Consider the following 16,667-nt stretch of genomic DNA (forward strand, 5'->3'; position numbering starts at 1 on the left):
CGGGGACTGGCTCCTCGGCTCGGTCAGACATCCTGTCTGACTCGCCGCCGCGGCACATCCATGTGCCGCTCTCCGCCAATCCCCGGCCACGCTGCCGCCTCAGCGCGTTATTGCTGTGACTTACGTTTTTGCCGTGGCTTGGAAAGTGTTGAGCAAAGAAAGTTTTGAGTAGCTTACTGACGAGTCGCTCTACAGCCCCTCTCCCGCTGGGAGAGGGGTTGGGGTGGGGGTACGGCGGAAGACAGCTATCTACTTTGAAAATAAGAAGCCCCCACTAATTAACCAGCCAACCATGCCGCCCCGCCACCCCACGTACCAACTGCGCGAGCTCATTGGCAAACCCATCCATCTCAAACACCCCGGACTCCCGCCGCAGCACATCCACCCGCTCACGCAACGCACCCAGTGCCGCCGGATCACTCGCCAACGCCACCGCCTTGGCAACAAACGCCGCATCGTCCGCCACATTCATCTCATCCAACCCAAGATGATGATTCAAGCTGCCGGCTACGCGCGCCGCAAACGTCTCCCCAGGCGTCGTCAATACCGGGCAACCCGCCCACAACGCATCGGACGCAGTGGTATGCGCGTTGTAAGGATGCGTATCCAAAAATAAATCCGCATGCCGGTAGCGCGCCAGATACTGCGCATGCGGCAGCTTTGGCATGAACACCAACCGCTGCGCATCCACACCCTGCGACTGCGCCACCGCACGCAAGCGCGCGTCCGCCTCACCTGGCCCGGACAACAGCCACAGCACGCTATCCGGCACCGCGCGCAGCACCGCCAGCATGCGTGCCATGCTGCGCGGATTGAGCTTGTAGCTATTGTTGAAGCAGCACAGCACCACGCCATGCTCGGGCAAGCCGCACTGCGTACGCGAAGGCGGCTTGGCAACCACGCGTGAGGTGTCCGATGGCTGAAATGAACCTCGCAAGCGCAACACCTTCTCGCTGTAAAAGGGCTCTAGTGCCGGCGGCAGCGCGAACCCATCGCCCAGCACGTAGTCCATCCACGGTGCGCCGGATGTGCCCGGATACGCCAGCCAGTTGAGTTGTACCGGCGCTGGCCGCAGCGCGAACACTTCCGGTCGCCCGCCGCCGCCCCAGCCGCGTAGATCGAACAACAGATCGATGCCCTGGTTGCGGATGTGCTGCGCAGTGGCCAGATGCCCGAGCGCGGTGACATCGTGCAAGGTCGTGGCTTGCGCCAGGCGCGCGCGAATCTCGCTGCGGTCATCATGGCTGGTCGCAAACAGATGCAGGTGCAAGCTCGGCTGACGCCGCTGCAGCGCTTCGAATAACGCCACTGTCAGCAAGCCGGTGGGATGTGCACCAAAGCCATTGGAGACGAAGCCGACCCGCAACGCGCCCCGGCGGCGCACGGCAGTCGGTGGGAACGGGCGCAGGACGGAAGCAATCGTCTGCGCGCGCGTTCGTGCACACGCGAGCTGTTCGGCAGCGCTGGCGTCCTCGCTCAGGAAGGCGAACGGTTCCACCGCCGCAACGCCCTGCGCCACGGCGGCACGTACCTGCGCAGCCAGTGCATCCAGCTCGCGCCAATCGCACAGGCGGCGGCGCCAGTTGAGCAGTTGCGCAGTGATGTAGGGCTCGTCGGGCAGCAAGTGATGTGCACGCGTATACGCGGCCGCCGCAGCTTCGGCCTGGCCCGCGTCTTCCAATGCATGCCCAAGCCACAATGCGATGCCAGGATGCTGTGGCACCAGGTCCGATGCCTGCTGCAACAACGACGCTGCTTCTGCATGCCGTTGCTGCGCCCAGCGCACCCGTCCAAGCCGCGCCACTGCTTCCGGATGGCCCGGATGCAGTGCAATTGCACGTTGCACCGCGGCTTCGCCGGCAGCGATCGCGCCCATGCCGAGTTCGGCATCGGCCAGCATCAGCCAGGCGATGAAATCACCGGGCTGGTGTTGCACCGCCTCGCGCAGCTGCAACAGCTCGCGCGGGACCTGTGCACTCACGGGCTGTCGCTCAACCGCGCCAGTTCGTCGGCCTGATGCTCATGCAGCAGCCGTGCGATCAAGGCATCCAGATCGCCTTCGATGATGTTGGGCAGGTCGTACAGCGTGAGGCCTTCCACGCGGTGGTCGGTGATGCGGCCCTGCGGGAAGCTATAGGTGCGGATGCGTTGGCTACGGTCGCCGCTACCTAGCTGCAATTTGCGCGTCTGCGCTTCGGCGGCCGCCGCCTTGCTGCGCTCCGCTTCCACCAGTTGCGCCTTCAGGCGCTTCATCGCCTTGTCGCGATTGGCGTGCTGGCTGCGCTCGGTCTGGCATTCCACCACCACGCCGCTGGGCACATGGGTGATGCGGATCGCCGATTCGGTCTTGTTGACGTGCTGGCCGCCTGCGCCGGACGAGCGAAAGGTATCTACCTTCAAATCCGCCGGATTGATCACGATCTCTTCGACGTCGTCGGCTTCGGGGATGATCGCCACCGTCGCCGCCGAGGTGTGGATACGGCCCTGCGATTCGGTGGCCGGCACGCGTTGTACGCGGTGGGTGCCGGATTCGAACTTCAACCGCGAATACGCACCGCGCCCGACCACCCGTGCCACCACCTCCTTGTAGCCGCCGTGCTCGCCGGGGCTGTCGGATTCGATTTCCACCTTCCAGCCCTGACGCTCGGCATAGCGGGCATACATGCGGAACAGATCGCCGGCAAAGATCGCCGCTTCGTCGCCGCCGGTGCCGGCGCGCACTTCCAGAAACAGATTGCCTTCGTCGCGCGGGTCGCGCGGTACCAGCAGCAGGGCCAGCTGCGCATCCAGCTCCTCCAGGCGTCCCTGAGCGGCGGCGATTTCCTCTTCGGCCAGCTCGCGCATTTCCGGGTCGTTGCGCATGGCTTCGGCTGCGCTCAGATCGGCTTTTGCGCGCGCTTCGTCTTCCAGGGCGACGGCCAACGGCTCCAGCTGCGACAGCTCGCGCGACAGCGTGCGGAACTTGTCGTTGTTGCTCACCACCTCGGGGTCGGAGAGCAGGTGCTGCAGTTCTTCGCGGCGCTCGGCCAGCGCTTCGAGCTTACGGCGCAGGGTCGGCGTCATCAGTCCTCACGATCGGGGTAGCTACAGGGGGATGTTGGTAACCGGGTTTTTCCGGGAACAGCCGGTCGGCCGCGCTGGTCAGTTCCAGGTCGTTGTTGAGCGCCGCATCGCGTAATGCGGCAGTTGGCGGATGCAGCAAACGGTTGGTCAGCGCATGCGCCAGTTGTTCCAGGACTTCATCGGCTGGCTTGCCGTTATTCAATTGTTGGCGCGCCTTGGCCAGCAATTCGTCGCGGGTGCTGTCGCCGAACGCGCGCAGCCGTTTGAGCGGCGCCTGGCGCGCGTTGGCCTGCACCGTTTCGACATAGCGCGCGACCTGCAGATCGATGATCGCTTCGGCCTGGTCGGCGGCTTCGCGGCGGCCGCGGCGGTTGTCTTCGACCGCGCGTTCCAGATCGTCCACCGTGTACAGGTAGGCGTCGCCGAGCTCGGCTACCGAGGCCTCGATATCGCGCGGCACTGCCAGGTCGAACAACAGCATCGGCTTGCGTTTGCGCGCGCGTAGCGCCTGTTCCACCTGCATCCGGGTCACGATCGGCTCGCGTGCGGCAGTAGCCGAAAACACCACGTCGGCCTCGGCCAGATGGCGGTCCAGATCGGTCAGCGGCAACGCATAGCCGCCGTGCTGGCTGGCCAGCGTTTGCGCATGTGCAAGGGTGCGGTTGGCGATCAGCAAGCGGCGCACGCGGCCTTCGCTCAGATGCTTGGCGGCCAGTTCAATGGTTTCGCCAGCGCCGATCAGCAGCACGGTCGATTCGTTGAGCCGAGCGAAGGATTCCTGCGCCAGCCGCACCGCAGTGGAGGCCACCGACACCGGATTGGCGCCGACACGGGTATCGGTGCGCGCACGCTTGGCCACCGAGAAGGTCTGCTGAAATAGACGGTCCAGCCCGCTGCCCAGCGCACCGTGCGCACGTGCCACCGCCCAGGCGTCCTTCACCTGACCCAGAATCTGCGGCTCGCCCAGCACCATCGAATCCAGCCCGGTGGCGACGCGGAACAGATGCCGCACCGCCGCTTCTTCCTGATGCTGATACAGATAACCGCTCAAGCCCGGCGCATGCGTCTCCAGCCAGGTCACCAGGCTGTGCGGGTCGTCGGCCATCGCGTACAGCTCGGTGCGGTTGCAGGTGGACAGCAACGCGGCCTCGCGCACCTGCGGCAACGCGCGCAAGGATTCGAGCGCGCGCGGCAGCGCCTCACCTGCGAACGCCGCGCGTTCGCGCAGGTCCACAGGTGCGGTCTGGTGATTCAGTCCGAGCACCCACAACGTCATTGTTCAGTTGCTTGCGATAAGCTGGCGGCCATTCAGGGCCCCATTTTACGGCCCGGTTGCCCCCGATGCCTGTACCGATTCGCATCCTGAGTGTTCTTTTGCTGGTAGCAGTCTCTGCCAACGCCATTGCAGCACCCAAAAAAGCTCCGCCCACGCCGCCGACCAGCAGCGCCGGCACCACGTCGCTGGAACCCGTGCTCGCCGGTGAATTCGCCTTGCAGGCCGGGCAGTTGGACGATGCCGCCCGCGCCTATCTGGACGCGGCCAAGGCCGAAGCCGGCGACGCCGGGCTGGCCGAACGCGCCGCCCGCATCGCCATGCTGGCCAACGACGATGCCCGCGCGGTCGAAGCCCTGGCGCTGTGGCGCGCGCGCGCGCCGTCGTCGATGGCCATGCGCAGCACCGAAGCCTCGCTGGCCCTGCGCCGCAACGACCTGCGCACCGCACGCCGCGATCTGCTTGGCCTGCTCAAGGAGCCCGACCCGCGCGGCTGGCGCTTCGCGCTGATCGCCCTGGCCAACGGCGGGCGCGAGCCGGAAGCCTCGGCCGACGCGCTCGAAGACCTGGTCAAGGCTGGCGCCATCCCCAATCAGATCGAAGCCTGGCAGGAATTCGGCCGCCTCGCCCTGCGCATGGAGCGCCCGGCGCTGGCCAAGCGCATCGTCGACGAAGTAGTGCGCCGCTTCCCCGAAGAGCCGCGCGTGGCCTTGTTGCACGCCACCCAGCTGCAGCAGGAAGGCAAGAACGACGAAGCGCTGGCGCTGCTGAAGAACATCGAGCCGCAGGCGGTGAAGGACTCCGAACTGCGTGGTGCGCTGGCATTCGCCTACGACGCCATGGGCCAGACCGAGGCGGCTGCGCGGGTGCTCTCGACCGGTCCGCAGGACACCCAGACCTACGGGCTGCGTGCCTCCATGCTCGCCAAGGAAAAGGACCGCACCTCGCTGGAGGCGCTGTACGGCGAGCTCAAGCGCAACGCCACCAAGCCCGATCCGGACCGTCGCTTGCTGCTCGGCAAGATCGCCGAGTTCCTCAAGCGTTACGACGAGGCAGTGGAGTGGTATCGCGGCGTGCCCGGCGGCCCGCAGCTGAGCGAAGCGCGTCTGCGCGCGGCCAGCGCACTGTACGAATTGGGCCGCAAGCCCGAGGCGCTTGCCGAAGCCCGCGCGCTGCAGGGCGATGCCAGCGCCGACGATGATGCACGTCGCGACGCCTATGTGCTCGAAGCCGAGCTGCACCAACGTGCCGGCGATGCACCGGGCGAACTGGATGCTTTCGAGCGCGGCCTGGCTGCGTATCCGGACGACGGTGCGCTGCTGTATGCCCGCGGCCTGGCCTGGGAACGTCGCGACGACGTCCCGCGCGCCGAGGCCGATCTACGCAAGATTCTGGTGGCCGAGCCGGAAAATGTCGGGGCGCTCAACGCGCTGGGCTACACCCTGGCTGACCGCACCACCCGTTACAAGGAAGCGCTGGCGCTGATCGACCGCGCCCGCACTGCCGATCCGGACAACCCGGCCATCGTCGACAGCTACGGCTGGGTGCTGTACCGCATGGGCCGCCTCAAGGAAGCCCTGGTGCAGCTGCGCCGCGCCTGGGCGCTGGTCAAGGACCCGGAAATCGCCGCGCATGTCGGCGAAGTGCTGTGGGTCAGCGGCAAGCAGGACGAGGCACAGCGCTATTTCGATGAAGCGCGCCGTCTCGATCCCGACAACCGCGCGCTGCAACGCGCCGCGGAAAAGTTCGGGCTATGAGGGGGGGGGTAGTCCGCACGCTGGCCCTGAGCGGGCTGGTGCTCGCAGGCTTGTCCGGCTGCGTGAGCGTGCCGCGCGGGCAGGGCAGTGGTGCGGCCGTGGTCGAGCAGGTCTCCGATGGCGCGCGTCAGGCCGAAGCCGCACGTCAGGCCTGGTTGCAGGCGCACCCGAACTGGTCGTTCCAGGGCCGGGTGGCGATCAGCAAGGGCAGCAATGGCGGCAGCGGCCGCATCGACTGGCAGCAGGACGGCCCGCGCTATCGCGTGCAGCTCAGCGCGCCGGTGACCCGGCAGAGCTGGGTGCTCACCGGCGACACCACCACCGGCGCCGGGCGTTTGGAAGGCCTGGAAGGCGGCCCTCGCAGCGGCGCCGACGCCGAGCAGGTACTGCTGGAAGCAACCGGATGGACCATCCCGGTCAACCAGATGCCCGATTGGGTGCGCGCACTGCGGATCGCCGGTGCGGGCGCCGAGCGCGTGGATCTGGATGCCGCCGGCCGCCCGCGCACCGTGCAGCAGGACGGTTGGGTCATCGACTTTCTCGCCTGGGCCCCGGCCAGCGCCGGCCAGCCCGAGCTGCCGCAGCGCATCGAAGCCCGCAACGGCGAAGCCAAGGTGCGCCTGCTCATCGACCAATGGACGGTCTCGCCCTGATGTCAGCGTTGGAAGCGGGCTGGTCGGCGTGGCCTGCGCCGGCCAAGCTCAATCTGTTTTTGCAGATCGTCGGCCGTCGCGCCGATGGCTATCACCTGCTGCAAACCGTGTTCCGGCTGCTGGACTGGGGGGACACCATTCATCTTCGTCTGCGCAGCGACGGCATGATCCGGCGCATCGGCGACAGTCTGCCGGGCGTGGCCGAGGACGATGATCTGGTGATCCGCGCCGCGCGCCTGCTGCAATCCAGCGCTGGCGCGCAGGCCGGCGCCGACATCCGGGTCGACAAACGCATCCCTGCCGGCGGCGGCTTCGGCGGCGGGTCGTCGGATGCGGCCACCGTGCTGGTCGCGCTCAATGCCTTGTGGGGACTGGGTTTGCCGGTCGATGCTCTGGCCGAGCTAGGCCTGCGCCTTGGCGCCGACGTGCCGGTGTTCGTGCGCGGACACAACGCCTGGGCCGAGGGCATCGGCGAACAACTGACCCCGATCAGCCTCCCGAAAGCCTCCTATGTGCTGGTCGATCCAGGCATTCACGTGCCCACACCTGTTTTATTTCAATCACAGGAATTGACGCGGGATGCTGCGCCCGTGAAAATAGCGGACTTCGCTTCGGGTTCTCTGCTCGACAATGCGTTCGAGCCGGTCCTCCGGCGCCGTGAACCCGCCATCGAGGCAGTGTTCCAGGCGCTTTCCAGGATCGGGATGCCGCGTTTGACCGGGTCAGGGAGCGGTTGTTTCGTCGAATTCGCCACGCGCGCTGCTGCAGAGCAGGCCTTGGCGCAGTTGCCGGACAATCTGAGGGCGTGGGTCGTGGAAGGTGCAGCGCACTCGCCACTGCTCGACGCACTGGAGGCAAGACAAGTTTGATGCAGGGGCGTCGCCAAGAGGCCCAAGGCACCAGGTTTTGATCCTGGCATTCGTAGGTTCGAATCCTACCGCCCCTGCCATTTTATGCAGGTCCCTCTGCAAGAGCCCGCACATCCATGTGCGGGGATTCAACAAAAAAGCCTGGCGTTGATTTGGCTTTGGCCCGCTCCACCATCGACCCGCACGCTCTTCGCCGCCGCCCGAGAGATCTCATGCAAGACCAACGTAATCTGCTGGTGTTCTCCGGCAATGCCAACAAGCCGCTTGCCAAGAGCATCTGCAAGGAGCTTGGCGTTCGCATGGGCAAGGCGCTGGTCACGCGCTTTTCCGATGGTGAAGTGCAGGTCGAAATCGAAGAGAGCGTGCGCCGGCAGGAAGTGTTCGTCATCCAGCCGACCTGCGCGCCAAGCGCCGAAAACCTGATGGAGCTGCTGGTGCTGATCGACGCGCTCAAGCGCGCCAGTGCTGCCTCCGTCACTGCGGTGATTCCGTACTTCGGTTACTCGCGTCAGGACCGCCGCATGCGTTCCTCGCGCGTGCCGATCACCGCCAAGGTCGCCGCCAAGATGATCTGCGCGATGGAGGCCGACCGCGTGTTGACGGTCGATCTGCATGCCGACCAGATCCAGGGCTTTTTCGATGTTCCGGTCGACAACGTCTACGCCTCGCCGCTGCTGCTGGCCGACATCTGGCGCGCTTACGGCACCGATAACCTGATCGTGGTCTCGCCGGACGTGGGCGGTGTGGTGCGCGCGCGCGCCGTCGCCAAGCGTCTGGACGATGCGGACCTGGCCATCATCGACAAGCGCCGTCCGCGCGCCAATGTCGCTACGGTGATGAACATCATCGGCGACGTGCAGGGCAAGACCTGCGTGCTGGTCGACGATCTGGTCGATACCGCCGGTACCTTGTGCGCCGCTGCCGCAGCGCTGAAGCAGCGCGGCGCGCTCAAGGTCGTGGCCTACATCACCCACCCGGTGCTGTCCGGCCCGGCGGTGGACAACATCAACAATTCGCAGCTCGACGAGCTGGTGGTCACCGACACGATTCCGTTGAACGAAGCCGCGCGCACCTGCGCCAAGATTCGTCAGCTGAGCGTGGCCGAACTGCTGGCCGAGACCATTCGCCGCATCGCCTTCGGCGAGTCGGTCAGCTCGCTCTACGTCGACTGATCCTCTCATTCGGTGCCCGGTTCTCCGGGTGCCTGCACCACGTCTCACCTGGTCGCGGGTGAGACGCTTCATCGCCGCGAGGCGATATTCCAAACCAGGTAGTAAATCCAATGGCAAAGACACACGAAATCAAGGTCGAGCGCCGCGCGAACGAGGGGAAGGGTGCGAGCCGCCGCCTACGTCACGCAGGCGTCATTCCGGCCATCGTCTACGGTGGCGAACTCGAGCCGGTCAGCATCCAGCTCAACCACGAGCAGATCTGGCTTGCCCAGCAAAACGAGTGGTTCTACTCGTCGATCCTCGACCTGAACCTCAATGGCGACGTGCAGCAGGTCCTGCTGCGTGACATGCAGCGCCATCCGTTCAAGCAGCTGATCATCCACATCGACTTCCAGCGCGTCAGCGCCAACGAGAAGCTCAGCGCTGCTGTGCCGCTGCACTTCGTCAACGAAGCAACCTCGCCGGCCGGTAAGTCCAGCGAAGTGGTCGTGACCCACGAACTGAACGAAGTTCAGGTCGTCTGCCTGCCGAAGGATCTGCCGGAGTTCATCGAAGTGGACCTCGGCGCCCTGGAAGTTGGCAACGTGATCCATCTGTCCGAGATCAAGCTGCCGGCCGGTGTGGAAATTCCGGAGCTGAAGCTGGGCAAGGAACACGACGTGGCGGTGGTTGCTGCCAAGCACGTGCGCATCGAAGAAGAAGACGCTGCCGGTGAAGAAGGTAGCGAAGGCGCCGAGACCAAGTAATCCGTCGGCCGATCCCTCGCACTGCGCGGGGATCGGCTGCGGTGACTGGCATGTCTGCACTCCGCCTGATTGTGGGACTCGGGAATCCCGGTCCGGAACACGCGCAAACCCGGCACAACGCCGGGTTTCGTTTCGTCGATGCCCTCGTCGAGCGCCATGGCGCGCGCTGGGGGCTGGATGCCAAGTTGTTCGGCGAGACCGCAAAGGTCGAGATCGCCGGTCAACCGGTCTGGCTGCTCAAGCCGGCCACCTTCATGAATCTCAGCGGCAAATCGATCACCGCCGCGTTGCGGTTCTGGAAGATCGAGCCGGAACAGCTGCTCGTTGCACACGACGAACTGGATCTGGCGCCGGGCACTGCGCGGCTCAAGTTCGATGGTGGCCACGGCGGCCAGAACGGTCTGCGCGATACCATCCGCCTGCTGGGGCACGGCAAATTTCACCGCTTGCGTGTCGGCATTGGTCATCCCGGTCACAAGGATCGCGTGGTGCCATGGGTGCTGGGACGGGCAGGGCGCGACGACGATGCGGCGATCGGCGCGGCAGTGGACGCTGCCATCGATGTGCTGCCGCTGGCAATGGAAGGTAATTTCAACGAGGCGATGAAGCGGCTGCATACCAGTAAGGACGCGTGATTGGGGATTGGGGATTTGCGGCCATGCGGCATTGCGAATCTCCAATCCCGAATCCCAAATCCCGGACGTGCACCATGGGTATCAAATGCGGCATCGTCGGCCTGCCCAACGTCGGCAAGTCGACCCTGTTCAATGCGCTGACCAAGGCCGGCATCGCTGCGGCCAATTTCCCGTTCTGCACCATCGAGCCGAACGTCGGCATCGTGCCGGTGCCGGATCTGCGACTGAACCAGCTGGCTGAGATCGTCAAGCCGCAAAAGCTGATCCCGACTGCGGTCGAGTTCGTCGATATCGCCGGCCTGGTCGCCGGTGCGGCGAGCGGCGAAGGTCTGGGCAACAAGTTCCTGGCGCATATCCGCGAAGTCGATGCGATCACCCACGTGGTGCGTTGCTTCGAGAATGACGATGTCATCCATGTGAACAACAAGGTCGACCCGATCGCCGATATCGAAACCATCGATACCGAGCTGGCATTGGCCGATCTGGATAGCGTGGAAAAGGCGCTCAACCGTGCCGAGCGCAGTGCGAAGGGCGGCGACAAGGATGCAGCGGCACGCAAGCCGGTGCTGGCCAAGTTGCAGGCCGCATTGGCCGATGGCAAAGCCGGGCGCGCCGCTGGGCTGGACGAGGAAGAAAAAGCGCTGGTGCGCGATCTGTTCCTGCTCACGCTCAAGCCGGTGATGTACATCGCCAACGTGCTCGAAGACGGTTTCGAGAACAACCCGCACCTGGATGCGGTGCGTGCGCATGCAGTGACCGAAGGTGCCGAAGTGGTGCCGGTCTCGGCAGCGATCGAAGAAGAGCTGTCGCAGCTCGACGACGAAGATCGCGACACCTTCCTGGCCGACCTGGGCTTGGCCGAGCCGGGCTTGAATCGCGTCATTCGCGCGGCCTACAAGTTGCTTGGCCTGCAGACCTACTTCACCGCAGGCGTCAAGGAAGTGCGCGCGTGGACGGTCAAGGCCGGCTCCACTGCGCCGCAGGCGGCAGCGGTGATCCATACCGATTTCGAGAAGGGCTTCATCCGCGCCGAGACGATCGGTTTCGACGACTTCATCAAGTACCGGGGCGAAACCGGCGCGCGCGATGCGGGTCGTCTGCGGCTGGAAGGCAAGGAATATCGCGTCAAGGAAGGCGATGTGCTGCACTTCCGCTTCAACGTCTGAGCGGGTGCGCGCGGCCGGCATGGCTGCGCACATTCAGGCGTGACAAATAGCGCGAAATTTTTGTTGACACTGCTTGTCTCCCACAACAAAATAGCGGGCTGCTTCACCCCGAACCGAATCGCTTCATCGCGCCCCGGTCCGGTAGTAAAAGCTGGAGGGATACCCAAGCGGCCAACGGGGGCAGACTGTAAATCTGCTGGCTTACGCCTTCGGTGGTTCGAATCCACCTCCCTCCACCAGTTTCATGTTGTGTCTTGCAGTTCCCGGCGCGGGAGTAGTTCAACGGTAGAACCTCAGCCTTCCAAGCTGATGGTGCGGGTTCGATTCCCGTCTCCCGCTCCATTGAACGTAAATGCATGGCATAATACAAAACTCGCTCACGTAGCTCAGTCGGTAGAGCACCTCCTTGGTAAGGAGGAGGTCGAAGGTTCGATTCCTTTCGTGAGCACCATTACTCAATCGTCTTCAACTCCAAACGATTACCGAGACACGCACCCATGGCAAAAGCTAAATTTCTTCGCGAAAAGCTGCACGTTAACGTCGGCACCATCGGTCACGTCGACCATGGCAAGACCACGTTGACCGCTGCGCTGACCAAGATCGGTGCCGAGCGTTTCGGTGGCGAGTTCAAGGCGTACGACGCGATCGACGCAGCGCCGGAAGAGAAGGCGCGTGGTATCACGATCTCGACCGCGCACGTTGAATATGAGTCCGCAGTTCGCCATTACGCGCACGTCGACTGCCCCGGCCACGCCGACTACGTCAAGAACATGATCACCGGTGCAGCGCAGATGGATGGCGCGATCCTGGTGTGTTCGGCTGCCGACGGCCCGATGCCGCAGACCCGTGAGCACATCCTGCTCTCGCGTCAGGTCGGTGTGCCGCACATCGTCGTGTTCCTGAACAAGGCCGACATGGTCGACGACGCCGAGCTGCTTGAGCTGGTCGAGATGGAAGTGCGTGAGCTCCTGAGCAAGTACGACTTCCCGGGCGACGACACTCCGATCATCCACGGTTCGGCCCGTCTGGCGCTTGACGGCGATCAGAGCGAAATCGGTGTGCCGGCGATCCTGAAGCTGGTCGAAGCCCTGGATACCTTCATCCCGGATCCGACCCGCGACGTTGACCGTCCGTTCCTGATGCCGGTCGAAGACGTGTTCTCGATCTCGGGTCGTGGCACCGTGGTGACCGGTCGTATCGAGCGTGGCATCATCAAGGTCGGCGACGAAATCGAAATCGTCGGTATCCGCGACACGCAGAAGACCACCGTCACCGGCGTGGAAATGTTCCGCAAGTTGCTGGACCAGGGTCAGGCAGGCGACAACGCCGGTCTGCTGCTGCGCGGCACCAAGCGTGACGACGTGGAGCGCGGCCAGGTGCTGTGCAAGCCGGGTTCGATCAAGCCGCACACCGAGTTCGAAGCCGAAGTCTACGTGCTGTCCAAGGATGAGGGTGGTCGTCATACCCCGTTCTTCAAGGGCTACCGTCCGCAGTTCTACTTCCGCACCACCGACATCACTGGCGCCTGCCAGCTGCCGGAAGGCGTGGAGATGGTGATGCCGGGCGACAACGTGAAGATGGTCGTGACCCTGATCAACCCGGTCGCGATGGACGAAGGTCTGCGCTTCGCGATTCGTGAAGGTGGCCGTACCGTCGGCGCCGGCGTGGTTGCCAAGATCATCAAGTAAGTGCCTGCATCCAGTCGCCTCGCGGCGGCTGGATTCAAACGAATGGCGGGCCGGCTGAACCTCGGTCCGCCTTCGTTGTCTTAGGGTTTGCGGTAAACGAGTACATACGCCAGTAGCTCAATTGGCAGAGCAGCGGTCTCCAAAACCGCAGGTTGGGGGTTCGAGTCCCTCCTGGCGTGCCACTCCTCTTTCCGGCCCAGTAATTCGGGTCAGATCGGTAACTAGAGCCGGATGAATAGCAAAATCGAGCCTTCCAAAAGCGCGTCTGCTGCCAGCGCTGATATCGTGAAATACGTCCTCTCCGCGCTCCTGGTGATTGCGGGGTTGTTTGTGTGGTTCTGGTTTTCTGCGCCTGAACGCGCAACCCAGTTTGGAGCCTGGACGCCGCAATTGCGCGCGCTGGCTGTGATCGTTGGGTTGGCGGCGGGTGCGTTTGTGTTTCTGGGGACCGGCAAAGGCCGCGAAACCCGTGAATTCATGTCCGAATCCAGGTTCGAGTTGCGCAAGGTGGTCTGGCCGACGCGCCAGGAAGCCATCCGTACCACCTGGGTCGTGATTGTTGTTGTGATCATTCTGAGTTTGCTGTTGGGCGGCTTCGATTTCGTCATCCAGAAGCTCACGCAGTGGTTCCTGGCTCGTTGAGGAGAATCAAGCAGTGAAGCGTTGGTATGTCGTTCACGCCTATTCAGGCTTTGAAAAATCCGTTGCGCAGGCTTTGCGCGACCGCATCGTGCGTGCCGAGATGGAAGATCGATTCGGTGACGTGCTGGTGCCGACCGAAGAAGTCATCGAGATGCGCGCCGGCCAGAAGCGTCGGTCCGAGCGCAAGTTCTTCCCCGGCTATGTGCTGGTGCAGATCGAGACGCACGAAGAAGCCGGTATCCCGCGTATCGACAATGAAAGCTGGCACTTGGTGAAGGAAACTTCCAAAGTGATGGGTTTCATTGGTGGCACGGCCGACCGCCCGTTGCCGATTCGCGACGAAGAGGCGGATGCAATCCTGCAGCGTGTGCAGGACGGTGTCGAGAAGCCGCGTCCGAAGGTGTTGTTTGAGCCGGGTCAGATGGTGCGCGTCACCGATGGCCCGTTCAACGACTTCAATGGCGTTGTTGAAGAAGTCAATTACGAGAAGAGCCGGTTGCGGGTTGCCGTGCTCATCTTTGGTCGCTCCACGCCGGTCGAGCTCGAGTTCGGTCAGGTCGAGAAGGGCTGACCCAGTCGGGTGCTGCCTAGGCACCCGCAACAATTGCTGCTATAGTTCGCGGCTCGCTCACCTAGCGAACCGCCGGGAAGTAATGGCTGCCGTATGGCAGCCATCTGCGTGTTACCAGAAACGTGAAGCCGGGACACGTGATTTCCCGGTCCGATGGGGAGCCTGTCGTCAAGGCGCTAGCACCCGGAGAGTGTCGAAATGGCTAAGAAAATACTTTCGTATATCAAGTTGCAGGTCAAGGCCGGTCAGGCCAACCCTGCGCCGCCGGTGGGCCCTGCGCTGGGTCAGCGCGGTCTGAACATCATGGAGTTCTGCAAGGCGTTCAATGCAGCGACCTCCAAGCTGGAGCCGGGTCTGCCGACGCCGGTGATCATCACCGCGTATTCCGACCGTACCTTCACGTTCGTCACCAAGAGCACTCCGGCCAGCGTGCTGCTCAAGAAGGCCGCAGGCGTGACCTCCGGCTCCAAGCGCCCCAACACCGACAAGGTGGGCAAGGTGACGCGCAAGCAGCTGGAAGAGATCGCCAAGGTCAAGGAAGCCGATTTGACGGCGGCCGAGCTGGAAGCGGCAGTGCGTACGATTGCGGGTTCTGCCCGCAGCATGGGTTTGACGGTGGAGGGCTAAGACATGGCACAGAGCAAGCGCGTTAAGGCCATTGCGGCCGCTGTCGTTCCGGGCAAGACCTATGCCTTCGATGACGCAATCAAGATCCTGAAGACCGTGGCCAAGGCCAAGTTCGTCGAGTCGATCGACGTTGCTGTGCGCCTGGGTGTGGACGCCAAGAAGTCCGACCAGCAGGTGCGCGGTTCCACCGTGCTGCCGGCCGGTACCGGCAAGAGCGTGCGCGTTGCAGTGTTCGCACCGGCCGGCGCCAAGGCTGACGAAGCCCTGGCGGCAGGCGCCGAGGCAGTGGGCATGGACGACCTGGCCGAGAAGATGCAGGCCGGCGATCTGAGCTACGACGTGGTCATCGCCACCCCGGACGCAATGCGCGTCGTCGGTAAGCTCGGCACGCTGTTGGGCCCGCGCGGCCTGATGCCGAACCCCAAGGTCGGCACCGTGTCTGCCAACCCGGGTGAAGCCGTCAAGAATGCCAAGTCGGGTCAGGTGCGCTACCGCACCGACAAGGCCGGCATCATCCACTGCACCATCGGCAAGGCCAGCTTCGATGACGAAGCGCTGAAGTCGAACCTGCAGGCGCTGCTGCTGGACCTGATCAAGGCCAAGCCGGCCACCTCCAAGGGGACCTACCTGCAGAAGGTGTCGGTCAGCTCGACGATGGGTCCTGGCGTCACGGTTGATCAGTCCAGCCTTGCGCTGAAGTGATCCGATGGGTCAGGCCTGTCATGGGCCTGACCCATCGATGGAGTACAGCATTGTTTTTCCGGCCCGGGTCACCGTGTGCTGGGAGTCCGTTCCCTCCTTTGGGGTAACGGACATTTTGAAGGCGATCGCCGGCATGTCCGGCGGTAGCCGTCAAAGACCGCAGGCGCGGTCAGCGCAGATCGACGACGGGCAGGGATGCTCACACTGGCAAGGAGTCGCCGTCGATGCAGCGGGGTCGCTTAATCAGGTTCGTATGAGCCGGCCGGCGTAGATGGTGTCGCCCTTCTGGAGCTTTCTGGTTTACGCGCGTCTGGGACATCCCGGATCGAGCCCACTCCAGGTCTAGAAAGGCCACCAAAGGAACATCGGTCGATGTTCCCGGCTTCCAGGATGGAGGCTGCCCTGGACCGCAACCGGCAGGAGCCGCGAGCGGAGTAGTTTGAAGCGGGGATTGGAGATTCGGCATTGGGGATTGGCAGAAGCGGCTTCATCAGCTCTGACGAATCCCGAATCGCTAATCCCGAATCACGGCTTTAACGGAGGAGTGCAATGGCTCTCAATCTGTCTCAGAAGCAAGAAGTAGTCGCCGAGCTGGCAGACATCGCCGCCAAGGCCCACTCCTTGATCGCCGCCGAATACGCTGGCATCACGGTCTCCCAGATGACCGCGATGCGCAAGCAGGCCCGCGAAACCGGTGTGTTCTTGAAAGTTGTCAAGAACACCCTGGCCGCGCGCGCCGTTGAAGGTACTGATTTCGCTGTCGTCGCTGACAAGCTGGTCGGTCCTTTGCTGTATGCGTTTTCGATGGAGGAGCCCGGCGCTGCCGGTCGCCTGATCAAGGAATTCGCCAAGGGCAACGACAAGTTGCAGGCCAAGGTCGTGTCCATCGGCGGGGAACTGTTCCCGGCTGGTCACGTCGACGTGTTGGCATCGCTGCCGACCCGCGATCAGGCCCTGGCCATGCTGGCCCGCGTGCTGTCCGAACCGGCTGCCATGTTCGCCCGTGCCGTCAAGGCCGTTGGCGACAAGCAGGGTGGTGGCGACGAAGCCGCCGCGCCGGTCGCCGAGACTGCCGAAGCTTGATGTCCTAGCGTTTGCTAGAA

The 16,667-nt window shown here is 63.9% G+C and carries 16 protein-coding genes and 5 tRNA genes; 18 read left to right on the top strand and 3 right to left on the bottom strand.

Going from position 1 to position 16,667, the window contains the following annotated elements:
* Positions 1-274: 274 nt before the first annotated feature.
* Genes NMB96_RS11115 through hemA form a run of 3 tightly spaced genes read right to left on the bottom strand, consistent with a single transcriptional unit; the run spans position 275 to position 4,339 of the window.
* A complete protein-coding gene (locus NMB96_RS11115) occupies positions 275-1,981 on the bottom strand; it encodes an O-linked N-acetylglucosamine transferase, SPINDLY family protein (protein WP_255086888.1) in 1,707 nt (568 codons plus the stop codon).
* Positions 1,978-3,063 (bottom strand): peptide chain release factor 1, encoded by a 1,086-nt coding sequence (gene prfA / locus NMB96_RS11120; protein ID WP_255086889.1) that lies wholly within the window; start codon positions 3,061-3,063, stop codon positions 1,978-1,980. The genes NMB96_RS11115 and prfA overlap by 4 nt, the downstream gene beginning before the upstream one ends.
* Positions 3,041-4,339, bottom strand: coding sequence for a glutamyl-tRNA reductase (hemA, locus tag NMB96_RS11125; RefSeq protein ID WP_255086890.1), 1,299 nt, complete (start codon positions 4,337-4,339; stop codon positions 3,041-3,043). The genes prfA and hemA overlap by 23 nt, the downstream gene beginning before the upstream one ends.
* A gap of 65 nt (positions 4,340-4,404) precedes the next feature.
* On the opposite strand from hemA, the gene NMB96_RS11130 reads away from it, so the two are divergent.
* From NMB96_RS11130 to rplJ, 18 genes are all read left to right on the top strand, one after another.
* Positions 4,405-6,093 (top strand): tetratricopeptide repeat protein, encoded by a 1,689-nt coding sequence (locus tag NMB96_RS11130; RefSeq protein WP_043888971.1) that lies wholly within the window; start codon positions 4,405-4,407, stop codon positions 6,091-6,093.
* The gene (lolB, locus tag NMB96_RS11135; RefSeq protein ID WP_023902811.1) at positions 6,090-6,746 is read left to right on the top strand and encodes a lipoprotein insertase outer membrane protein LolB; all 657 of its coding nucleotides are present in this window, start codon (positions 6,090-6,092) and stop codon (positions 6,744-6,746) included. The genes NMB96_RS11130 and lolB overlap by 4 nt, the downstream gene beginning before the upstream one ends.
* Complete coding sequence (gene ispE / locus NMB96_RS11140) at positions 6,728-7,615, top strand: 4-(cytidine 5'-diphospho)-2-C-methyl-D-erythritol kinase (RefSeq protein ID WP_023902812.1); 888 nt, start codon at positions 6,728-6,730, stop codon at positions 7,613-7,615. Before lolB ends, ispE begins: the two co-directional genes overlap by 19 nt.
* Before the next feature lie 3 nt (positions 7,616-7,618).
* A tRNA-Gln gene (locus tag NMB96_RS11145) sits at positions 7,619-7,695 on the top strand.
* Positions 7,696-7,827: 132 nt separating this feature from the next.
* Positions 7,828-8,787 carry a ribose-phosphate diphosphokinase gene (locus tag NMB96_RS11150; protein WP_006450614.1) on the top strand — a complete coding sequence of 320 codons (960 nt, stop codon included), beginning with the start codon at positions 7,828-7,830 and terminating at the stop codon, positions 8,785-8,787.
* A gap of 110 nt (positions 8,788-8,897) precedes the next feature.
* Complete coding sequence (locus NMB96_RS11155) at positions 8,898-9,533, top strand: 50S ribosomal protein L25/general stress protein Ctc (protein ID WP_023902813.1); 636 nt, start codon at positions 8,898-8,900, stop codon at positions 9,531-9,533.
* A 50-nt stretch (positions 9,534-9,583) separates the two neighbouring features.
* A complete protein-coding gene (gene pth / locus NMB96_RS11160) occupies positions 9,584-10,168 on the top strand; it encodes an aminoacyl-tRNA hydrolase (RefSeq protein ID WP_023902814.1) in 585 nt (194 codons plus the stop codon).
* Positions 10,169-10,242: 74 nt separating this feature from the next.
* Positions 10,243-11,334: a redox-regulated ATPase YchF gene (gene ychF, locus NMB96_RS11165; protein WP_043888972.1), complete on the top strand. Its 1,092-nt coding sequence runs from the start codon at positions 10,243-10,245 to the stop codon at positions 11,332-11,334.
* A gap of 153 nt (positions 11,335-11,487) precedes the next feature.
* Positions 11,488-11,573: transfer RNA gene (locus NMB96_RS11170), tRNA-Tyr, on the top strand.
* Between the two features lie 29 nt (positions 11,574-11,602).
* A tRNA-Gly gene (locus NMB96_RS11175) sits at positions 11,603-11,676 on the top strand.
* A gap of 33 nt (positions 11,677-11,709) precedes the next feature.
* Positions 11,710-11,785 (top strand) — tRNA-Thr (locus NMB96_RS11180).
* Positions 11,786-11,831: 46 nt separating this feature from the next.
* Entirely contained in the window at positions 11,832-13,022 is a 1,191-nt protein-coding gene (gene tuf / locus NMB96_RS11185) for an elongation factor Tu (RefSeq protein ID WP_108350190.1), read from the top strand.
* 106 nt (positions 13,023-13,128) lie between these two features.
* Positions 13,129-13,204 (top strand) — tRNA-Trp (locus tag NMB96_RS11190).
* Between the two features lie 49 nt (positions 13,205-13,253).
* Entirely contained in the window at positions 13,254-13,664 is a 411-nt protein-coding gene (gene secE, locus NMB96_RS11195; RefSeq protein WP_006450619.1) for a preprotein translocase subunit SecE, read from the top strand.
* Between the two features lie 13 nt (positions 13,665-13,677).
* Positions 13,678-14,235, top strand: a complete 558-nt coding sequence (gene nusG / locus NMB96_RS11200; RefSeq protein ID WP_023902816.1) for a transcription termination/antitermination protein NusG — start codon at positions 13,678-13,680, stop codon at positions 14,233-14,235.
* A gap of 198 nt (positions 14,236-14,433) precedes the next feature.
* Positions 14,434-14,862: a 50S ribosomal protein L11 gene (rplK, locus tag NMB96_RS11205; RefSeq protein WP_023902817.1), complete on the top strand. Its 429-nt coding sequence runs from the start codon at positions 14,434-14,436 to the stop codon at positions 14,860-14,862.
* Between the two features lie 3 nt (positions 14,863-14,865).
* Positions 14,866-15,564, top strand: coding sequence for a 50S ribosomal protein L1 (gene rplA / locus NMB96_RS11210; RefSeq protein ID WP_255086891.1), 699 nt, complete (start codon positions 14,866-14,868; stop codon positions 15,562-15,564).
* A gap of 549 nt (positions 15,565-16,113) precedes the next feature.
* Positions 16,114-16,647 (top strand): 50S ribosomal protein L10, encoded by a 534-nt coding sequence (rplJ, locus tag NMB96_RS11215; protein WP_016900680.1) that lies wholly within the window; start codon positions 16,114-16,116, stop codon positions 16,645-16,647.
* Positions 16,648-16,667 lie beyond the last annotated feature (20 nt).

It is taken from the genome of Xanthomonas hortorum (assembly GCF_024339125.1).
Taxonomy (GTDB): Bacteria; Pseudomonadota; Gammaproteobacteria; order Xanthomonadales; family Xanthomonadaceae; genus Xanthomonas; species Xanthomonas hortorum.